Origin of the sequence: Bacillus hominis (assembly GCF_030348325.1) — a bacterium.
Classification (GTDB): Bacteria; Bacillota; Bacilli; order Bacillales; family Bacillaceae_G; genus Bacillus_A; species Bacillus_A hominis.
In genome coordinates this window covers 3,208,256-3,227,871 of the sequence record NZ_JAUCFS010000005.1, presented here as the reverse complement: position 1 = coordinate 3,227,871, position 19,616 = coordinate 3,208,256, and the positions used below count along the sequence as shown (strand labels likewise).

Below are 19,616 nucleotides of genomic sequence, written 5' to 3'. Positions count from 1 at the left end.
GAATACATGACTTTGAAAAAAATTGTATTAATCTTCATCTAATGTATTGCGGGTATTCTTATAAACGTCCGTAGAAGATCTATTTATATTTGTCATATGTGTTTCCTCACCAAATTCAGTACTATAATTAGGTTTTCCATATTCTTTACGATTCATCTCTTGATTAGCATCCTTCATCGGTTGAAACAACTGCGTTAAGCACATTAACCCACTTAGTCCAACAAGAGCAAAGATTACTCTTGCCAAAAAGGCATTCTGTCCACCGAATATTGTCCCTACTAAATCAAACTTAAAGAAACCAATTAGCCCCCAATTAATAGCACCAATAATAACTAAAGCTAAGGCAATTCGCTGTATAGTTCTCATTGATATAACACCTCCTTCGGTCTCAACTGTTAAACTATGTACAGGAATACTATATATTCTTCCTGCTTGAATCGTTAGCTTGGATTTTTAATCAAAGTGATAGCCCATAATTCAAAATAAATACATTCAAAAAACATAATATGAACTTTGATTAACATTTTAATTTTTTTATTATTTAATACTGCCATAAGACTGGATGGTATTGCGGTTATCGGTACTGCAATAATTAACCCTATTTGTACTTTTCGCATCATATTAGCTATCATGTTAGTTGCTAGGATTCAATCTTATCATTAGAAATTAACAATGGTTTCATACACAAAATATCTAATACATACTCGATTTATTATTTTATTTCTACAAAGGCTTCTTGATGTTGCATAAACTAACCTTTTCTTAAACAACTTACTTCTTTTATTTTGCATAATATACAACAGTACGTTCATACTACACCTGAGCCTTTAAAAAGCTTATATAAATGGCTACCATTTCATAGCAAGTGGGCAAAGCAGACAGTTTATTGAACTGACTGCTTTGTTTATTTTTTACATTTTATTTACCTTTTTTCTTGTTTGGAATACAGCTTGCCTTAGAGACTCATTCCAACTGCCAAAATGCCTTACATATATGGATCTTATAATATTTCTTTTGCATTCGGTAATTTTTGATATGAATGAGCCCATGCCTTTAGCCTGGATAACAAAATCCTTTTTGTATACATATTGAGCATGTAACCGCCTTTTCATAGTTCTTAATTTATGGATTACTTTCATAAATTAAACAAAAGTAATCCATACTGACGATATTAAAAAGGCAAGCATCAAAATGTGCTTGCCCTTTCTTCTAACGACGATGTTCCACAAGATCAATTACACCTAAAACAACGTGAGCTAAACCAAATCCAAATACTGTATTTGCAATCATCTTATTAGATCCACGAGTTTGCTTCAAGGCATAACCCGCAGCTGTAACTGCTGTACCTAATGTAGTTGGAATTAATCCTTCACGAATATTCATAGTAACGTCCTCCTAGTATCGCAGTTAGTAATCCTGCTTTAATACTTTGGAATTAAAGTACTAAAACAAGTATTAGTATTTTCCTGTCTTGTGAAAATATGTGGAGTTATTTTAAATATCTTCTTTTAATTATGATACAGCGTAACTAAAAATGTTAATACGTAAGTTGTTTTAATACATTTACATGGTCCCTATCTTTATCTAAAATATCATGTATTAACATATGACTTTCTGGATATTTTAACTTCTCTATATATTGCTCATAGGCATGAACACCCATGTACTGCCCTTTTAGAAAGACATTTAATGTATTGGCTACACTCTGTTTTTCCATATCATCACTTCCTTTTTACGTTATCCTTTTACAGAAGTCGATGGATTATCCATATCGTGTGTGCAATACTATTAGTTAATTTCTTGTTATATCATGCCTCTAAATCCTCTCTCCTCTTTCACTCACCTTGATATAAATATCATTTTTGTTTAATCAATTCCCATTAGGTTCATACTAACTTTTGTTTGAAAAATATGAGAAATGGAGTTGGATTAAATATGGAATTTGAAGGTAGAAATTCTACAGAATCTGCACTTCTTCATTATAAGTATGGTTTGGGTTTATTTACTGAGAAGATGCCTAAACTAGCCGAACAATTTAATTCCTTTACAGAGGAATGCTTTAAAGAAGGCACCTTATCAAAAAAGCAAAAACAGTTAATTGCTTTAGGTATTAGTCTTTATTCTCAGGATGAATATTGTATCATTTATCACATTAAAGGATGTCTAGATCAAGGAGCTTCAGAACAGGAGATCTTTGAGGCGGTGGGAGTGACAGCTGCATTTGGTGGTGGTGCTACTATAAGTCAGGCAGTAACTCTTGTACAAGAGTGTATGCAAGAGTTAAAGCAGTAATAGGAATATCATCATGGGTTGAGGAATATATTTCTCGAGTTCATGTGTTACTATTCTTACACAATAAATAAAAACAAAAAACTTGAGCGTGTACTAATTATACTCAAGTTCTTTGTTTTTACCCTTAATTCATACTATAAATTGCCCAAGATAAGTATGTAGCAAAGATAGTCTATAACAAGTAGGGGATTAGAAGCCATTCAGCCTGTTAATCAGCCTTTACAATAATATAAGAAATAGTAAGCTGCAAATTTTAAAAATATATATTAATTAGATTGTACTAGATAAAGCTGAACAGATTAATTATTCTTACTCTTTTCAGCTCTATTTTTTAATCGTCTTTTAAGAAGATATTCAATATTTATACATAATTAAAGTGGGTTTTTTAGTTTATGGAGTTATTATCAAATTATTTAATACGAAATTAAAAAGTGAAAAGAGGCAAGAGATTCTTTATGGGCATGCACCTTTTTATAATCACCAAGATTTACAACATGACGAGTATCTTCATCCATGAATGTTATTCTCTATTTACTAATGATCGTTTTTTTTATCTAGGCTAAGCAACATACCGTATGCCTCAGAACCCCTTTTATAAAAAAGGACAATATATGTAACGGTTCCCCTTTTGATTTGAAAAAATCATATAAAAATATAGTGCTCTTAAAGAGTTTTGTTACAAATTTGTTATGTTTGACTTAAAAAAAGGAAAGTAATATTTATTTGTAGAAAATTTTTAAGGATAAAAATGAATGTAAAAATAGAATGACTATCTATGATAAGAAAAGGGGGCACTTATATATGCTAACAAATGATTTAGATTTCCGATTAGAACCACGTTTAAAAGAACTGTATGAACAACATAAAATAAGAGCGCAGAAGATAGACTGGGGTTATCATGAGTTTTTACCATGGGATAAGGGAAGGGACTTTAAAAGAGTTCCTTGGGATGAAAGTCAAGTTACTCTTCCTTCTGGTGTAATTACGGCCATTGAAACAGCTTTATTAACAGAAGTGAATTTACCATGGTTTACAACGTATTTATCTGCGACTTTTAAAGGGTCCCTTTCTGTTATTACAGACTTTATTCATACTTGGACTTCAGAAGAGGATCAACATTCGAATTTATTGGAGACATATTTACTACTCACTCGAAGTGTGAATCCCAAACGATTACATGAATTAAGAAAGTCAGTCGTTGAGGGGGGATTTGAGCCCGATTTTCACACACCAATCGAAGCAATGACGTATACGACGCTACAAGAACTTGCAACGATGGTGTTTTACAATAATGTAGCTAAGGTTGCAAGTAAGCATGATCCAGATCTTGCTACATTATTACGCCGTCTTGCAAAAGATGAAACTCTTCATTATGCATTTTATCGAGACGTCATTCGAACACATTTGGAATTGGAACCTAATTATTGCTATCATATTGCCAATGTGATTATGAATTTTAAAATGCCAGGTGCTGTCATGCCTGATTTTGAAAATCGAATGGCTGTGATTGCAAAAGAAGCTAATTATGGGCCACTACAATATTTTGATCAAGTACTTGATGTAGTGGTTGATTATTGGGGGTTAAAAGACTTACGACCAATTGCACCTCTAGCTGAAAAAGCAAGAATTGAGATTTTGGAGTACCACACAAGATTGAAAAAAATACGGGATCGATTTGGTCGTTTTCAAGGGGAAACTGATCTACGTTAATGAGTAGAGGTTTCAGAATATACGCGGGGAAATTCCCCTTCCCTTTATTGGAAATCTGACACGATCCCTATTGTTTTGGTGCTGTTTTTATTTAATTTGATTTTTAAAGAAAAAGTAGTTGACACCAAAAATAATTTTATGATATTATAAAATATTTGATAAAAAATCACATATGTGTTAAGGTTAAGAAGGTTACCATATATGGAGGTGGATTATATGTTTCAAATTGGCGATAACGTTGTTTATCCAATGCACGGAGCAGGTATAATTGAAGCCATAGAAGAAAAAGAATTCTCAGGGAAAAAACAACAGTATTATGTCATAAAAATGTCAATCAGTAATATGCAAGTAATGATTCCTATGGGTAAAATATTAAGTTCGAGTATACGCCCAGTTACTGATATACTTGCATTAAAACACATTATACACATTTTTCAGCATGGAGAATCAGATAGATTACTGCCGTGGAAACAAAGGTATAAAGTGAACACGGACAAAATAAAAACGGGTGAAATACAAGAAGGTGCTGAAGTTGTACGTGATTTAATGCGTATGAAGAAAGAAAAAGCACTTAATACAAGCGAAAAAAAAATGTTGGATAACGCACATGAATTTTTGATTAGTGAACTAGGATTAATTAAAGGGATCACTGAAAATCAAATAAAAAGTTTCGGTTAAGGTTCATTATAGATAATGTATTACATCCCCCGAAAATATCCTGAATTTTTCGGGAATATGATTATTATTAAAAATAAATCATTTCAAAAACATTCAACTTCTTCAACTCACTTTTAGAGTAGGAACCTCTTTTGTTATTACTTCAATCTAATCCATTTTTATTTTTACATTTCTTTTACGAACGTTCGAAGTTTCATCAAATAACTCGATTAAATAGTCACTTGATTTTTGCAATCCTGATTCACACTGGCACGGACAAGGAGCCGTAAGGATGAAAGAGAGGTAGGGCTTTCATTGTTTTAGGTAATATACTATCTAAGTCATTATTTCTAGAAGAAAAAACAATCAATCTCACCGCTATCTTTAAGAGTTTCTTACATCTATTGAGACAGTGAATAGTAATTGTTTATCTTCTTTACTTAAAATTGATAAACGAACTGGTAACACCATATGGTCAACTACAAAAAATGGTTTCCAGACCAGGAAACCATTTTAAATTTCATTTACATAACAATAGTAAATTAAGCAGTAAGAAGGAGTGCACACATGAAAAAAATGTTAACAAAAGAATTAAGTAATGAATTAAAGAAGCGGGAAGGGATCATTTCTATTACGGTTGAGCCTTATGAAAAAATCGAAGTTGGTGGAATTCGTGTAGATGGACCAGCTGTTATTCTAATTAATCAAGAATAGCTAAAAATAGTTGAATGAACGAAGAAAAGGATCAGCCTTTACGAGAAGGGAAGATCCTTTTTGTTTGCTGCGACTAATAATAGGATATACATATATTCTATCTGATGTGATGGGGGTTAAAAGGAAGGAGAGGGTCGGGATTATCATAGTGGAAAGCTTAATATTGGTAGGATTTCTTTTTATGTTATATACATTAGTTGATAAAAAACAAACTAATTATTTGAAACGATAGATTGTTTTCTTTTTAAGAGCGGGATTTATTTTATAGTGAAATGGATAATTTAAAGGAGGAATTTAGATGGATGCAAGGAAAGAACGCATAAAATACGAGAAGATGTCAAAGAACTATAACCGTATTTATTTAGTTTCGTTTCTCCTATTAATTGTACTTGTTTGTAGTAGTGTGATTATCATAGGAGCTACAGGGGGAAAATATGGAGTGTTTTTGTTGTTAGCAATTTTACTTAACGCACGTATTACGAAAGAATCTCAAAAAAAGTATGAGCAGTATTCTAATACAGGGCGTATTTAAAATGATACATATCTTGAAAGGAACAACCTGGATGTACATTCAAAATATCCCTATATCATTGCCTATTAACTAGTAAAAGTAACCTTATATAAATAATTTTTTAGTAATTTAGATATAGAAAACGTATCTTATTTTCAATCATATAATGAATTATCCTTCTAGCATATTTATAAGATTTATATCATATATTAGGAGAAAGAATGTGAGTAAAAAAGGAGTCCTATAGAATGAGTTATTTGGAGGGAAATGACTTGAGTGAACAAAATATGGTAAGTGTACCTAATCCCTACGTATATCAGACATTACAATCAGCAATTGGTAAACATGTGGTTATTGAAACTGTAAGGGGTAATGTAAGAGGAAAGTTAAAGGATGTAAAACCAGATCATCTACTCATTGAAGATACGGTACCGTATATTGTACGCATTCAACAAATTGTATGGATTATGCCAAAACAGTGATCAAATTACATCTAATTTAATTTATAACAGATTGGCTTCATAGACGACCAAATAAAAACACAGGGTTTTATCTCTGTGTTTCTTCAAATTTTCGTTTTTGAATATATGCTTGAGCATGAATAATTTCTTCCTGAAGATCTTTTAATTCTTCCATAGATCCTGATTCAATCCTCATGTAAGTAGTAACTAAACTAATCATCATATCCATCTTCTCTACTATATTTTGAATGACCTGTTCAGATTGCTCTTTTTTAGGGTGTTGTATTGCCTTTAATACATTTTCCATATAATTGTTCTTTCTTTGCTGGATATCATAAATAAACTGTTTTGTGTTTGAGTTCATTTGTTTTTCCTCCGTTTTGGATATATTTCCATTCTATCATATTTGAATAGAAAATATTGGATTCCCCTAAATTCACATCTGTCTCGTACATCTCCTCAAATATACAAACTAATTCCTTAACGTACAGGGAACCGGATAAAATGTGTCTAAATTGTGTCTAAACGTACAATTTTCTTTTTTTGATATGGTGACCCCATGCCCATCAACTTAAGAGTGTAAACAAACTGAACTTTCGTTCAGGCGGGTTAAAACATTCTGAAAATAGAAGTATATTCTTAAAAATGCGCATACCAAATAAACCCTAACGGGTTTCACTTTTTTAATTATGCAATTTTCTTTTGTTTTCCCAATCCATTATACTCATAGACAACACCCATAATATCAAAGACTGTCTTCTTCTCATATCTGTGAGATTTCCGTCCATTCTTCTGTAGAAGATGGAACAGGCGGATTAAAATCTTTGTTATTTCTCGGGTGTTTTGCTGTATAGCTTGATAAAGAATGTATAAATGGTCTTGAATCATTCCAATGGCTTTATATTCGCTTAATTCTCTTTTCTTCTTTTGTAAAATTAATTGTCTCATCTTAAACATAGTAGAAGAACATAGAAAAATAGCGATGAGTTTTCCATAAATGTGGCATTCTAATCGCTCTCGTTTGATATTGTGCCAATTATGAATTTGAAATAAGGATTTCCAAGTTTTAAAGATAATTTCAATTTGCCAGCGGAGGGAATAAAAATCATGTATTTGTTCCATCGGAACCCATTCCAAAGGTGTATTGGTAACATAAATGTTCATACCAGCCAATCGTTTGCTTTTCTCTGAGTACGTAATACCCTTTTTACTTTCCGTATACACTTGTTTTTTCTTACGTTCTCGAAGTTGTTTTTCAATTAATCGATATATAATAATTCGTGTAAATAGTTTTTTATCCTTTCCAATATAAGCATCTGTTATTTCATAGACCTGTCCTGGTTCTAAGGTATTCATAATGTGTTCTAAATCAACTTTGATGTACTGAGACTGTTTTTTTACTGTCCCATTTCGAAAGTATTCAGGAAACTCATTTTTGATATACACCATATTATTTAGTTTAAGCCGCGATATATAATACACGCCTCGTTGGTCCATTTGATCTAAATCGTCCAGTGAATAATAGCCTAAATCCCGAATACATAGATCACCAGGCCGTAATGTCGCTAAACATTCTGTTCCAAAGGTCTTATCATTATTCTTCCCCGGTTCAACTTGAAAATTTAAAAACTGTCCGCTATGTAAATCATATTCTAATTGAATCTTTATACCCGCTGTTTGTGCACAACCACCTGATCCAGGATACACACTAGCTAAATGTTTTGGCACTTGAAAAATCGTCGCATCTAAAATACGAATCCGTTGAAAATAGGTGATTGAAGAGCTTGGAATCACTGATGTTTCATAAATTTTATTTTTTAATAATGCAGAGAAAATATGTTTTAACAAGCAAACAGCTTTTTTATTGAAACGTTTATTGAGTCCTTCTGGACTCATAAGAGTTCCTGTAACAGCATGAAGTTGGCTACATAGCCGCACTAAAGAATCACTCGCTACTCGTTGACTTATCCAGACACAAATAGTAGCTAAATCGTGACCTGAAAACTTACGCTTTCGTTGTACAAAAGCTAGTTCTCTAGCAAGCTTTTCTAAAAATGAAGGAGTAAGATGTTGATGTAATGCTTCAGTAAATAATTGTAGTTCATCTTGAATCGAAAGATTCATAAAAAACGCCATCCTTTCTGCATATTTCTACAAAAATAATAGCGTTTTTTTGATTATAGGGAGACAAATTTATCTTAACTCGATGTGCATATTGTCATACCTCAATAAGATATACATATTTATTTATGATAAAATAACAAGGGAATGAATATTTGGTTAATTTACAAAACTTTAACAATATATGAGCGGAGGTTATACGAGAGAAATGGAACAACAGTATATAAAAGGGATACCATTTTGTAGTTTGGAGTATAAACAGATAGTAAATTTATTAAAAGATTGGCTACCAGAAAAAACAGATAAACCTAGATTTGTTGTTACGGCTAATCCTGAAATCGTGATGTTTGCTCAGCAGACCTCGTTTGAATCAGTGCAGTTTAAAAATATTCTATTATCTGCAGATTTAATAACAGCTGATGGAATAGGTGTTATACTTGGTTCTAAAATTTTAAATGGACAGTTGAAAGAACGAGCTACAGGTGCAGATTTAACTCATGATTTAATAAATCAATGTAATCAAAATCGATATCGAGTGTTTCTTTTTGGGGCTGCGCCAGAAAATAATGAGAAAGCAATAAAAAATTTAAAAACGTCCTTTCCTCATGCTATTTTCCAAGGACATCATGGCTTTGTAAATCAAGAACAGATGGAAGAGGTCAGCGCTCAAATACAACAGTTTCAACCAAATTTATTACTAGTAGGATTAGGATCTCCAAAGCAAGAAATATTTATTTATGAAAATCTTCAAGAATTAACCGTACCTTTGTCTATCGGGATTGGGGGTATGATTGATATCTGGTCAGGTATGGTAAAAAGAGCACCTAAAGTTATGAGGAATACAGGAACAGAATGGTTATATAGATTGATAACACAGCCTAAGAGGATAAAAAGACAGCTTGTACTTCCAAATTTTTTGTTATCAGTTAGTGCAGAGAGGCTTAAAAAAACAACTAATTAATTTCTTTTAATTGGGTCACCATACATGTCTATCTCCCGAAAAGAGGGAATAAGAAAAAAGTAACCTTTCTTAAAAAGAAAGGTTGCTTTTTTCTTAGATTGTTTAGAAAGAATAACGTTTTTTTGTACTTAGGGGTAGTAAAAATTCTTAAGTTGATGGGCATGTATGGTGACCCCTATTAGGGTTTCTACTTTCTCTTGGCGCTACGTTGGGAGCCGTGGTATTTTTTGTGCAGGATGGGCATTTCCAAAATATATTTGGTTTCCCGGCTGCCGGTCCGATTTTAGCCTTCTTACCTGTTATTCTGATTGGCATCCTGTTCGGACTGGCCATGGACTATGAGGTGTTCCTAGTGAGCAAGATGCGGGAAGTATATACGCATACAGGAGACCCGAAGAGAGCTATTGTAGAAGGAATGCGGGAGAGCGGGAGAGTCGTAGTCGCAGCAGGATTAATTATGATGTCTGTATTTATTGGATTCATGTTGGCACCTGATCCCATCATTAAATCCATAGGCATGGCTCTTACATTCGGTGTTTTCTTTGACGCATTCATCGTGAGAATGACAATCGTACCTGCGGTCATGACTCTCATGGGCAAGTCAGCCTGGTACTTGCCAAAATGGCTGGATAAAATTTTGCCTAACATTGATGTTGAAGGAGAAAGCATTATACATCGCACGGAAAACAAAAGTGAAAAGATATATAAACAGAACAGTTAAATTTAATTCATAGTTGTATTCAGTTAAAAAACCGCTTCCCTATAAAATAGAAGCTGGAAGAGGTTGAACAAGCAAATCGAGATACAACTAAATTCATGAATGTCACATTAGATATTTTGCCAATTATTAATATTCCTAAAGAAATAATCCAAATGGTACAAGGGCATGAAATAGCTGAGGAAGAAAGATATAAGCCATCAGATTATGCCATGGGTATTGTAACAGTATTTTCTGGTGGAACTATCAAAACTGTAAAAACTATTGGTAAAGTAATTGGTACTGTCGAAGATATTGAAAAGAAAGCGAAAAATCTTGAGAAGGCTGCAAAAACTACTAATTTCACAAAATATCCTACAGGTTTTGATGAGGTTGCTAAATATGTAAAAGAACATAAAAAATTACCAGATAATTACATCACAAAAGATCAAGCAGAAGCACTAGGTTGGGTGAATAGAGAGGGAAACCTGCATAAAGTAGCACCTGGTAAAAATATGGGTGGCGATATTTTTGAAAACAGAAAGAAGCAACTACCAGACGTGCCTGGTAGAACTTGGTATGAAGCAGATATTAATTATGTGTCAGGCTATCGAGGCAATGATAGAATTGTCTATTCTAGTGATGGACTAATTTATAAAACCTCGGATCATTATAAAACATTTACTGAGATAAAGTAGGAGGAATTATTATGGAATTTTTAAAATTAGATGGTCGACAATTTACAAGTGAAGAAGTTTTACACAAAATATTAAAGGAAAAGCTAGATCTTCCTGATTATTATGGAGAAAATGCTGATGCATTATGGGATTGCTTAACGGCATGGGTCATTCTTCCGTTAACAATAGAGTGGGAGTTTTTTAAGGAAAGTCAAAATATGTTAGGTCAAGAGGCAGATATAATTTTAGAAACATTTCAAGATGCACAAGAAAAAATGCCAGGAAGATTTTTCATTAAAGTAAAATAATTTAAGAGCATTTAAAAAGCGTAGAAATAATTAATTTCTACGCTTTTTATTGTATCAATTTGATTTTCTTTCATAGTGGCCCCTCATACCTCGAATCGTTTCCGTACCCCATACTGGACTTATGTAAAAGTTTCTCAATATTGTATTGTTACTATGTAAACTATAATATAAGTAATTCTTTTTATTGTTTATATTTTGTTATTTCGGTTCTGTTGCAAAGTTTTTTACAGATAGAAATTTAGGATGGGGTATAGCTGAATTCTATACAATTGTGAGTAATTGCTGTAATTCATTGTACGTTGAAAAAACGAAGTTTGGCTGCAAACTTCGTTTTCGTTTATATATAGCATGAATCGTTTCGATTCCTTTCAAAGTGCGCGAAGCATGGCGAAGACTTTGAAATCCTGCAGATTTGGCAAAGCGGCGTTTTACATGTCTATGGTCCTGTTCTATGAGATTATTCAAATGCTTGATTGTACAATGAGTTGTATGTTTATAAAAGCCTTGTTCCTTTAATTTTTTGAGTGCACAAAGTAATGCCGGTGCTTTATCTGTTGTTAGAACCGTTGGTTCTCCAAACGTTTTCACTAATCTTTTCATAAAGGCATATGCAGCCTGATGATCTCGTTTTTTACGAAGTTGAATATCCAATGTGTACCCTTCTTTATCAATTGCACGATACAGGTAACACCATTCTCCTTGGACTTTTATATACGTCTCATCCAATTTCCAAGATAGTTGCACTCTTTTATTTTTCCTCTTCCAAATTTGATAGATCAGGTGCCCATATTCATGAACCCAGCGCATAATAGTTGTTGGATGAACTGAAACACCACGTTCTTTCAAAATTTCAGAGACATCACGATAACTTAAAGAAAAACGACAATAGTAGCCAACGGCTACCAAAATAATATCTTTTTTGAATTGTTTTCCTTTAAAATATCTCATTTATGATTCCCCTCACTCTGTTTTGCAAAAGTTTAGCTTAGTTTTAAACACTTTGCAACAGAACCTTATTATGTATCGATTAACTGAAAAACAACTTCGTGAGCGTATGAAAAAACAAGTGTATACGGAAAGTAAAAAGGGTATTACATATTCAGAGAAAAGCAAAAAATTAGCTGGTATTAACATATATGTTACCAATACACCTTGGGAGATTGTTCCGATGGAACAAATACATGATTTTTACTCTCTTCGCTGGTAAATCGAAATTATCTTTAAAACTTGGAAATCACTTTTTCAAATCCATCATTGGCAAAATATTAAACAAGAGCGATTAGAATGTCACATTTATGGAAAACTAATTGCTATTTTTCTATGTTCTTCTACTATGTTTAAGATGCGACAGTTGATTTTACAAAAGAAACAAAAAGAATTAAGCGAATATAAAGCCATTGGAATGATACAAGATCATCTATACATCTTGTATCAAGCTATACAACAAAACACTCAAGAAATAACAAAAATCTTGTGTCGTCTATTCAACATCTTACTGAAAAATGGACGGAAATCTCACCGATATGAGAAGAAAACAGTCTTTGATATCCTGGGTGTTATTTATGAGCATAGTGGATTGAAAAAACAAAACAAAATTTCATGATTTTTAAAATTTTGTTGATTGAGGTTTATTTGACATACTTATTTTTAAGGGTACAAAGTATTTTAAGAGTTTTTTCGTTCATATGAACGAGATTTCATTTTATTTTGGCTCTTAAGTTGATGGGCATGGGGTAGAGTTAAACTGCTATCAAGCTAATATTTTAGAGCATCTTAAAATGAAAGTTTCATCTCTTCAAAGTTGTCTATGAAAATTCAGTTCATTCTTTCATTTTGAGGAACGATTAATTTGTTAAGTTGATGGACATGCGTAAGATTCTTTACATTAATTTCTATTTTACTTTTAATTATCATACTCTTTATATTTTTTCCTTTGTATACATTTTCCCAATGGATTTGGGTTAAGTTATTTCTAGAGGGGATGTAACAATTTCAATGAGTATATTTATATGTTACTGTTCCTAAAGTTTAAAATATAAATTTTTGAATGTATTATATAGTTTATTTCTGAAGGGAAGGGTATTGTCAATTGAAACAGCATGAAAAAATCCCTTGTTATCCTATAAAATCTTTGCATGACCTTATTCAATTGTTAAATAAATCTGAAGATTTCACTGAATTAAAAATTTATTCGGAAGATTCACCTATAGTGGTCTCGTATTTTCGGACATTAATTGATGTAAATATGTTACACAAAGATGTTTTATCGTACATAAAAGGGAAACCTTTCGATTCACTACAAGATATTCAAGCTGCTTTACCATTTGGGGTTTCAAAAGTAACAAAACAAATAGAAGACATTCAGAATGATATTTTAAACGGGTATATATTAATTCAAATAGATAAAGATGTATCAAGCGGTTTGTTAATAAATATATCAAATAAAGAAGGCAGGGATATTACAAAACCTGAAATTGAATATAATATTGTAGGCCCGCAAATCGCATTTGTTGAAGATCTGGATACAAATTTGAATTTGCTGCGTAGAAGGCTTCCAACGCCTTTTCTCCAAGTAGAAGCATTGAAAGTAGGAGACCTTTCTAATACCTCTGTAGCTGTAGTATTTATTGAAGGAATCGTAAACAATCAAAATGTACAGGAAATCATAAAACGGGTAAGTAAAGTTAAAACAGACCACATTCTTGATAGTAATTACTTAGCTCGATTGCTTGTAGATAATCCAAATTCTATTTTCCCACACTTCCTTAATACAGAGCGTCCAGATCGTGTAGCAGCTGTTTTGGCAGAAGGAAAGATTGCAATATTTGTAGATGGATCACCGTTTGCTATCACACTCCCTACGACATTGATTGAATTTTTTTCTACAACAGAAGATTATACAATGCCTTGGATTATAGCTTCTTTCTTTCGACTGTTAAGATTTTTTGCTTTTATATTTTCTGTTTTAACTACTCCCCTATATGTTGCGATATTAACATATCATTACGAGCTTATTCCGAAAGAACTTCTTGAAACTTTGGTGGTTTCGAGAGGTAAGATACCTTTCCCTCCGGTAATCGAAGCATTTTTTTTGGAAATAACTATTGAATTACTGAGAGAAGCAGGCGCGCGCTTACCAACTAAAGTGGGATTAACCGTAGGTATAGTAGGTGGTATTGTAATTGGGCAAGCATCGGTAGAAGCCAGCCTTACAAGTAACGTGCTTATCATAATTGTTGCTCTTTCAGCTCTTACATCATTTACAACTCCAATTTATAAAATTGGTATTACAATTCGAGTAATCCGCTTTCCATTTATAGTAGCTGCACAACTATTGGGGTTACTAGGGATTGTTATAGCAAGTTCTTTTCTTCTAACACATTTATTACGTACAAAATCGTTAAAACGTCCTTATTTATTCCCTTTTTATCCTACAAGACTGGCAGATTGGAAAGACAGTATTATTCGTATGCCAATCTCATCAATGTTTCAGCGACCTTTGTTTTCTAGAACCAAACAGCGCATTCGTTTTAATCCCGAAAACGCAAAGAAAAATAAAAATTCACCACGAAATGACTTTGATGATTAAATCTAACATGGAGGAACGTTATGAAGAACATTCCAACTGAGTATCAAGTTTCCCCATTTGTTGTATTTTTTTTAATTTGTACTATGCAAATGGGAGTCGGTATGCTTGGTTTTGAAAGAGTTAGTGCAAAGTTAGCAGGAAACGATGCATGGATTAGTACCCTATTTTTTGGATTGTCTGTTAACCTCATGATTTGGATTATATATCAAATTTTAAATCAAGGTAATGGGGACATTATCATAATCCAACAGAATGTCTTTGGAAAATGGGTTGGTGGAGTATTCAATCTCATTTTTCTAGCATATATGTTATTGCTGGGTGCAACAACATTACACACTTATATTGAGGTAGTACATGTTTGGATGTTTCCTTCTATGTCCACGTGGATTCTTTCAGGGATTTTTTTGATTTTATGTTACTACATTGTAACAGGAGGATTTCGTGTAGTTGCAGGCATTGGTTTCTTTGGAATTGTTATACCAAGCATACTGATCTTTACATTTTTCTATCCTTTGCAATATGCAGATTTTCGAAACCTATTTCCAATATGGCAGCATTCATTTCAAGAAATTATTAAGGGAATGAAAGGAACTATGTTCAGCTATCTAGGATTTGAAACGTTATTGATGTATTATCCCTTTATTAAAAATGCGCAAACCTCTCAGAGATATGCGCACTACGGGAATTTAGTAACGACTGTCATATATACATACCTTATGATTTTATCACTTGCATTTTTTAGTGAAAAACAACTTTCTCATGCTATATGGGCATATTTAAGTATGACCAAAATCATCCAGCTTCCTTTTATAGAGAGATTTGAGTACATCATAATCTCTGTCTGGGCGTTTCTTATATTACCGAATATATCTATAACATTATGGGGAGTAAGCCGTGGCATAAAAGAGACATTGAAGATAAAACAAAAATATATTTTGCCGTTTCTAATTCTATTTATTTTCGTTTTAACATTCTTCTTGAACAATCGTAATAAACTAAATTTATTGAATACTTGGGTAGGCCAAGCTGGCTTTATTTACATATATATGTTCCTTCCTATTTTGTGGATTATCCAAACCATTCGAATAAAATTAAGGAGATAAAGATGAAACAATGGGTATTTTTTCTCATATTAAGTGTCCTCTTGATAGGGTGTGCTAAAACTAAAATTGTTGATGATATTGATTTAATTCAAGTTGCTTCATATGATTTAGAGGCTGAAGATAAACTAAGAGGAACGTTTGCGATTTCAGCATATAAAAGTAGTGGCGAAGGACAAACAAAAATTTATTCAGCATTAGGGAAAACTAGTAAAGAAGTTCTGGCAAGAGCATCTGAAAAATCTTCTGGACCTCTAGAGTTAGGGCAATTACGTATGATTATATTTGATAAAAAATTAGCTAAAAAGGGAATGAAAGAAATTTTAGAAACTATGAACCGACTCCCAAGTATCGGAAATGCAATCCATTTAGCGATTGCAAATGAAAGAGGAGAATCACTTTTAAAAGGAAATTACTCTAAGGAACAAGGAGTTTCCACCTATTTATCTTCCTTAATTGAGCAGAATATTAAGAATGGAGTACAGCCAGAAACAAATCTTTATTTATTTTTAAACCAACTTTATGATGATGCGAGAGATTCATATTTGCCCCTAATTTCAAAAAAAGGAAATTTATTAGAGTTAAATGGTGTAGTTTTATTTAAAAGGTATAAGATGGTTGATACGCTCGCATCTAAAGATTTATTTATATTCAAAATGTTGACCGATAAATTTAAACATGGAACGTACCAATTCCATCTCCCTGGTTTTTCTGATAATTATGCGACGATAGAAAATATTAGAGCGGGAACAAAATACAAAATGAAGGGAAATAGCCGGAATCCATTCATAGATGCCCATATTCAAGTGAAGGGTGAAATTCAAGAATTGACAAAAACAAAAAACTTGGACAATGCCAAAGAAATACGAAAGTTAGAAAAGATAATGGAAAATGAACTAGAGAAAAAGGCAACTAAATTAATAAAAAGATTTATTAATAAAGGGACAGATCCTATAGGTCTTAGAAAATTTGGTAGGACTCAAACAAGAAAGTGGAACGATAAAGAGTGGGAAAACTCCTATAAGCATTTACGTTTTCATGTAACTGCGGATGTTAAAATTATTCAATCTGGTGTGACGGAATAAAAAAGTCACATAAGGTATGAAAACTTTTAATAAATGAAACAAGGTGTCATGGGATGAAAACAGGAAAAAAGCATCTCATGAAAAGTTGAGATGCTTTTTATATTTAATAATTTTTATACATGTACAGCTGTACCACTTACAGCAACCATTAGCATTCCGTCACGAACCACTTCATAGTCTACATCAATCCCAACAATTGTATTTGCGCCTTTTTGTTTTGTAAGCTGTTTCATTTCTTCTATCGCAATATCACGTACTTCCTTCAATTTTCTTTCGGATTACCTAGAACGGCCACCAACAACATTTCGAACAGGGGCAAATAAATCACGGACGATGTTTGGCACCCATAATCGCTTCGCTATTTACAATATTTACATAAACAATAATTTCTTTTCCTTGAATAACAGAAGTTGTTGTTACAATCATTATTAACACTCTCCTATATGGTGACCCCTTATAAACGAAAATGGTATAATTGAGGTAACAAATGTAAGAAGAATACCAAACGTGGCGAATATTTATGGATATATACGGGTAAGTACAAAAGATCAAAATGAACAACGTCAATTACATAAAATGATGGAACGAGGGGTGGAAGCTCGACGTATTTTTGTCGATAAAGCAAGTGGACGACATTTCGATCGTCCTCAGTATCAATTATTACGAAAAATATTGAGTTCAGGTGATATTGTTTACATAGATGCCTTAGATCGAATGGGGCATAATTATGATGAAGTAATTGCGGAGTGGAAATACATAACAAGAGAATTACAAGCAGATATTGTTGTTTTAGAAAATGAAACGCTGTTTGATAGTCGTAAATTCCGTGAGATGGGTGACATGGGACGATTAATGGAAGATCAATTTTTATCTTTGCTTTCCTATGTTGCTGATCAAGAACGAAAAAAAATTCATCAGAGACAAGCGGAAGGGATTGCGGTAGCTAAATCACAAGGAAAGCATTTAGGCCGTCCTCAGGTGAACCTTTCGACCCTAAGCAAACAACAAATAAATATAATAGAAGAGACTCATTCAAAATGGAAAAGTGGAGAAATAACTGCTGTTATGTTTATGGAAATGTTAGAACTAAGGAAAAACACGTTTTATAAAATAATGAAGGAATATGAAGAAGGAAAGTAGCATCGCTCCTATAATAAATGCTACTTTTCCCCTAGTTGTAAGAACGCTGGTACTAGCCTATATAAAATGAAACAAAAAGCTAATTTTCTGTAAGCAAAGGAAATTGGCGCTTTTTACTTTAGACTCCTATTATAGGTATTAGACAAGTTTGAATTTGTTAGCGATAGGATAAGGCTTGTTTCCCTAATGCATCCCAAGATTGAATGAACGTTTCTTGATTCACCTTCTGCGCTTTTTTTCCACTTAAAGGATCATTAATATAAATATACCCATCCTCAAAACCTATGAGTACAACAGCGTGTAAATCCAGAGGAGCTGTGATTTGTTTGTTCCCATGTTTCCAAGATTCCCATCTATCCGGAACTTTGTAATCTCCTGTCGTCCAAACCACTACAGGTTTACCTATTTTAATTTGAGCTAATACATCATTAAAATTTTTTCCTGTTAAGTTCATGGTACGATTGGGAAGATACTGTTCCATCAATTCTTGTAGCGGTTGGACGTAGACAGCATAACCCTTATTTTTCCCCGTTATATCTCCAACGAATCCTTCTTTAGGATCTCCCCATCGAATGATATCCCCGCCATTACTCATAGACAGTGGGTCATTATCTTTTTTGATACCGTTAGCTAACTGCATTTTATTAACTTTAATACCAGCGTACTGTAATACCATCGCTAAGCTCGTAACTTCGCAACCGTATTTCAGTTCAGGTTTTTGTAGTATTAATGGCACATCTAAAATGACCTTTTCTTGGACCGTAGGAGCTGGGGATTGTTGTGGTTCGTTTTGAGATGTTGGATGTTTCACATTTTTTGTTAATCCAGTATCTTCATGTCCAACATTAGACCCATGTTTTTCAACTGGGGATTGTTTGGCAGAGCACCCTGCTAAAATTGAAAATAGGACATAAAGAGTTAGAAATCTTTTCACATCATTCACCTTCTTTAGGAAGTTCAATATATGTCATAATATCTCATTAAATATCGTTTTTTATTTAGTGTGTTCTTTAATTCCTTGTAAAAATATTCAATATTTATGTGACCGATATTGGGATACCACTCAGATGCGTGTAAAAATGGGGCGTATACAATATTTAATGATTAACAACTTACTCATGTCGTTTCAAATGTTTTTATTGAAAATTGTAAGTTCTAGAAGTATCATATACATATTCAAACATTTGAAGATGTATATGATACTTTTTTTATTAAAAATAAGTACTAGAGGTGTTTTAATGGGAAATGAAATGCAACAATTTAAAGCCGATTTTTTTAAAGCCTTATCACATCCTTTGCGAATAGGTATTCTAGAATTATTGTCAGAGGGTGAAAGAAGTGTAAATGAAATTCAAACGATCCTTAACAAGGAAGGTTCAGCTGTTTCTCAACAATTAAGTGTACTACGTTCAAAAAACATTGTTGTTGGTACTAAAGATGGAAAACGAGTTTTATATTCTCTACGAGACCCTATGATTGTGGATTTACTGGTAGTTGCACGGAAAATTTTTAACAACCATTTAATCGACACGATTTCAATGTTAGAAGAACTAGATGAAACAGAACGTGAAACGATAGTTAAGGAGGGTTAAG

At 32.8% G+C, this 19,616-nt stretch carries 21 protein-coding genes and 3 pseudogenes; 16 read left to right on the top strand and 8 right to left on the bottom strand.

All coding sequences use genetic code 11. The features are described from left to right. Positions 1-27: 27 nt before the first annotated feature. The 3 genes from QUF93_RS19220 to QUF93_RS19210 form a co-directional block, all read right to left on the bottom strand. Entirely contained in the window at positions 28-366 is a 339-nt protein-coding gene (locus tag QUF93_RS19220) for a DUF378 domain-containing protein (protein ID WP_002187809.1), read from the bottom strand. 843 nt (positions 367-1,209) lie between these two features. Then, positions 1,210-1,383, bottom strand: coding sequence for a hypothetical protein (locus QUF93_RS19215; protein WP_001025956.1), 174 nt, complete (start codon positions 1,381-1,383; stop codon positions 1,210-1,212). 154 nt (positions 1,384-1,537) lie between these two features. Further along, positions 1,538-1,717 (bottom strand): ferritin family protein, encoded by a 180-nt coding sequence (locus QUF93_RS19210; protein WP_289375795.1) that lies wholly within the window; start codon positions 1,715-1,717, stop codon positions 1,538-1,540. Between the two features lie 218 nt (positions 1,718-1,935). On the opposite strand from QUF93_RS19210, the gene QUF93_RS19205 reads away from it, so the two are divergent. The 6 genes from QUF93_RS19205 to QUF93_RS19180 all read left to right on the top strand — a co-directional run bounded on the left by QUF93_RS19205 (position 1,936) and on the right by QUF93_RS19180 (position 6,366). Then, entirely contained in the window at positions 1,936-2,292 is a 357-nt protein-coding gene (locus QUF93_RS19205; RefSeq protein WP_002114659.1) for a carboxymuconolactone decarboxylase family protein, read from the top strand. An 801-nt stretch (positions 2,293-3,093) separates the two neighbouring features. After that, positions 3,094-4,002, top strand: coding sequence for an acyl-ACP desaturase (locus QUF93_RS19200; RefSeq protein ID WP_289359856.1), 909 nt, complete (start codon positions 3,094-3,096; stop codon positions 4,000-4,002). A gap of 216 nt (positions 4,003-4,218) precedes the next feature. After that, positions 4,219-4,680, top strand: a complete 462-nt coding sequence (locus tag QUF93_RS19195) for a CarD family transcriptional regulator (protein WP_289375794.1) — start codon at positions 4,219-4,221, stop codon at positions 4,678-4,680. A 546-nt stretch (positions 4,681-5,226) separates the two neighbouring features. Beyond that, positions 5,227-5,373, top strand: coding sequence for a BC1881 family protein (locus QUF93_RS19190; RefSeq protein WP_000738547.1), 147 nt, complete (start codon positions 5,227-5,229; stop codon positions 5,371-5,373). A gap of 298 nt (positions 5,374-5,671) precedes the next feature. Beyond that, entirely contained in the window at positions 5,672-5,905 is a 234-nt protein-coding gene (locus QUF93_RS19185; RefSeq protein ID WP_002114669.1) for a hypothetical protein, read from the top strand. A 227-nt stretch (positions 5,906-6,132) separates the two neighbouring features. Further along, on the top strand, positions 6,133-6,366 hold the full coding sequence (locus QUF93_RS19180; RefSeq protein WP_002114671.1) for a YuzF family protein: 234 nt from the start codon (positions 6,133-6,135) through the stop codon (positions 6,364-6,366). 67 nt (positions 6,367-6,433) lie between these two features. Here the strand turns inward: QUF93_RS19180 and QUF93_RS19175 are convergent, their stop codons facing one another. Beyond that, the gene (locus QUF93_RS19175; protein ID WP_002114672.1) at positions 6,434-6,709 is read right to left on the bottom strand and encodes a hypothetical protein; all 276 of its coding nucleotides are present in this window, start codon (positions 6,707-6,709) and stop codon (positions 6,434-6,436) included. 323 nt (positions 6,710-7,032) lie between these two features. After that, positions 7,033-8,469: an IS4 family transposase gene (locus QUF93_RS19170; RefSeq protein WP_289375793.1), complete on the bottom strand. Its 1,437-nt coding sequence runs from the start codon at positions 8,467-8,469 to the stop codon at positions 7,033-7,035. Between the two features lie 205 nt (positions 8,470-8,674). Between QUF93_RS19170 and QUF93_RS19165 the strand changes: the two genes are divergently transcribed. The 4 genes and pseudogenes from QUF93_RS19165 (at position 8,675) to QUF93_RS19150 (ending at position 11,109) form a co-directional block, all read left to right on the top strand. Beyond that, positions 8,675-9,427 carry a WecB/TagA/CpsF family glycosyltransferase gene (locus QUF93_RS19165; RefSeq protein WP_289375791.1) on the top strand — a complete coding sequence of 251 codons (753 nt, stop codon included), beginning with the start codon at positions 8,675-8,677 and terminating at the stop codon, positions 9,425-9,427. Positions 9,428-9,602: 175 nt separating this feature from the next. Beyond that, positions 9,603-10,148 (top strand): annotated as a pseudogene (locus QUF93_RS19160) (MMPL family transporter); the annotation flags it as partial. Between the two features lie 95 nt (positions 10,149-10,243). Further along, positions 10,244-10,822, top strand: a complete 579-nt coding sequence (locus tag QUF93_RS19155) for a ribonuclease domain-containing protein (protein WP_289375790.1) — start codon at positions 10,244-10,246, stop codon at positions 10,820-10,822. Positions 10,823-10,833: 11 nt separating this feature from the next. Beyond that, the gene (locus QUF93_RS19150; RefSeq protein ID WP_088059630.1) at positions 10,834-11,109 is read left to right on the top strand and encodes a barstar family protein; all 276 of its coding nucleotides are present in this window, start codon (positions 10,834-10,836) and stop codon (positions 11,107-11,109) included. 261 nt (positions 11,110-11,370) lie between these two features. Here the strand turns inward: QUF93_RS19150 and QUF93_RS19145 are convergent, their stop codons facing one another. Beyond that, positions 11,371-12,057 carry an IS6 family transposase gene (locus QUF93_RS19145; protein WP_088059627.1) on the bottom strand — a complete coding sequence of 229 codons (687 nt, stop codon included), beginning with the start codon at positions 12,055-12,057 and terminating at the stop codon, positions 11,371-11,373. A 64-nt stretch (positions 12,058-12,121) separates the two neighbouring features. Here QUF93_RS19145 and QUF93_RS19140 point away from each other — a divergent pair. The 4 genes and pseudogenes from QUF93_RS19140 to QUF93_RS19125 form a co-directional block, all read left to right on the top strand. Next, positions 12,122-12,712, top strand: a pseudogene (locus tag QUF93_RS19140) (transposase); the annotation flags it as partial. A 486-nt stretch (positions 12,713-13,198) separates the two neighbouring features. Beyond that, on the top strand, positions 13,199-14,698 hold the full coding sequence (locus tag QUF93_RS19135; RefSeq protein ID WP_088059625.1) for a spore germination protein: 1,500 nt from the start codon (positions 13,199-13,201) through the stop codon (positions 14,696-14,698). 20 nt (positions 14,699-14,718) lie between these two features. Next, on the top strand, positions 14,719-15,801 hold the full coding sequence (locus tag QUF93_RS19130) for a GerAB/ArcD/ProY family transporter (protein WP_088059622.1): 1,083 nt from the start codon (positions 14,719-14,721) through the stop codon (positions 15,799-15,801). Positions 15,802-15,803: 2 nt separating this feature from the next. Continuing rightward, positions 15,804-16,883, top strand: coding sequence for a Ger(x)C family spore germination protein (locus QUF93_RS19125; protein ID WP_088059620.1), 1,080 nt, complete (start codon positions 15,804-15,806; stop codon positions 16,881-16,883). 113 nt (positions 16,884-16,996) lie between these two features. On the opposite strand, the pseudogene QUF93_RS19120 reads toward QUF93_RS19125, so the two are convergent. Then, a pseudogene (locus QUF93_RS19120) lies at positions 16,997-17,309 on the bottom strand (heavy metal-binding domain-containing protein). Between the two features lie 81 nt (positions 17,310-17,390). Here QUF93_RS19120 and QUF93_RS19115 point away from each other — a divergent pair. Then, on the top strand, positions 17,391-18,023 hold the full coding sequence (locus QUF93_RS19115) for a recombinase family protein (RefSeq protein WP_289375787.1): 633 nt from the start codon (positions 17,391-17,393) through the stop codon (positions 18,021-18,023). Between the two features lie 157 nt (positions 18,024-18,180). Here QUF93_RS19115 and QUF93_RS19110 read toward each other — a convergent pair whose 3' ends face one another. Further along, a complete protein-coding gene (locus tag QUF93_RS19110; RefSeq protein WP_088059615.1) occupies positions 18,181-18,957 on the bottom strand; it encodes a C39 family peptidase in 777 nt (258 codons plus the stop codon). 304 nt (positions 18,958-19,261) lie between these two features. Between QUF93_RS19110 and QUF93_RS19105 the strand changes: the two genes are divergently transcribed. Beyond that, positions 19,262-19,615 carry an ArsR/SmtB family transcription factor gene (locus QUF93_RS19105; RefSeq protein WP_002035151.1) on the top strand — a complete coding sequence of 118 codons (354 nt, stop codon included), beginning with the start codon at positions 19,262-19,264 and terminating at the stop codon, positions 19,613-19,615. The last annotated feature ends 1 nt before the right edge of the window (position 19,616 follow it).

What these genes read in the sequence shown, in the direction of transcription:
- QUF93_RS19150 (WP_088059630.1), top strand. Translation starts at nt 10,834, where the DNA reads ATGGAATTTTTAAAATTAGATGGTCGACAATTTACAAGTGAAGAAGTT.
- QUF93_RS19215 (WP_001025956.1), bottom strand. Translation starts at nt 1,383, where the DNA reads ATGAATATTCGTGAAGGATTAATTCCAACTACATTAGGTACAGCAGTT.
- QUF93_RS19170 (WP_289375793.1), bottom strand. Translation starts at nt 8,469, where the DNA reads ATGAATCTTTCGATTCAAGATGAACTACAATTATTTACTGAAGCATTA.
- QUF93_RS19220 (WP_002187809.1), bottom strand. Translation starts at nt 366, where the DNA reads ATGAGAACTATACAGCGAATTGCCTTAGCTTTAGTTATTATTGGTGCT.
- QUF93_RS19145 (WP_088059627.1), bottom strand. Translation starts at nt 12,057, where the DNA reads ATGAGATATTTTAAAGGAAAACAATTCAAAAAAGATATTATTTTGGTA.
- QUF93_RS19155 (WP_289375790.1), top strand. Translation starts at nt 10,244, where the DNA reads ATGAATGTCACATTAGATATTTTGCCAATTATTAATATTCCTAAAGAA.
- QUF93_RS19180 (WP_002114671.1), top strand. Translation starts at nt 6,133, where the DNA reads ATGAGTTATTTGGAGGGAAATGACTTGAGTGAACAAAATATGGTAAGT.
- QUF93_RS19200 (WP_289359856.1), top strand. Translation starts at nt 3,094, where the DNA reads ATGCTAACAAATGATTTAGATTTCCGATTAGAACCACGTTTAAAAGAA.
- QUF93_RS19165 (WP_289375791.1), top strand. Translation starts at nt 8,675, where the DNA reads ATGGAACAACAGTATATAAAAGGGATACCATTTTGTAGTTTGGAGTAT.
- QUF93_RS19195 (WP_289375794.1), top strand. Translation starts at nt 4,219, where the DNA reads ATGTTTCAAATTGGCGATAACGTTGTTTATCCAATGCACGGAGCAGGT.
- QUF93_RS19190 (WP_000738547.1), top strand. Translation starts at nt 5,227, where the DNA reads ATGAAAAAAATGTTAACAAAAGAATTAAGTAATGAATTAAAGAAGCGG.
- QUF93_RS19210 (WP_289375795.1), bottom strand. Translation starts at nt 1,717, where the DNA reads ATGGAAAAACAGAGTGTAGCCAATACATTAAATGTCTTTCTAAAAGGG.
- QUF93_RS19105 (WP_002035151.1), top strand. Translation starts at nt 19,262, where the DNA reads ATGGGAAATGAAATGCAACAATTTAAAGCCGATTTTTTTAAAGCCTTA.
- QUF93_RS19125 (WP_088059620.1), top strand. Translation starts at nt 15,804, where the DNA reads ATGAAACAATGGGTATTTTTTCTCATATTAAGTGTCCTCTTGATAGGG.
- QUF93_RS19205 (WP_002114659.1), top strand. Translation starts at nt 1,936, where the DNA reads ATGGAATTTGAAGGTAGAAATTCTACAGAATCTGCACTTCTTCATTAT.
- QUF93_RS19185 (WP_002114669.1), top strand. Translation starts at nt 5,672, where the DNA reads ATGGATGCAAGGAAAGAACGCATAAAATACGAGAAGATGTCAAAGAAC.
- QUF93_RS19175 (WP_002114672.1), bottom strand. Translation starts at nt 6,709, where the DNA reads ATGAACTCAAACACAAAACAGTTTATTTATGATATCCAGCAAAGAAAG.
- QUF93_RS19130 (WP_088059622.1), top strand. Translation starts at nt 14,719, where the DNA reads ATGAAGAACATTCCAACTGAGTATCAAGTTTCCCCATTTGTTGTATTT.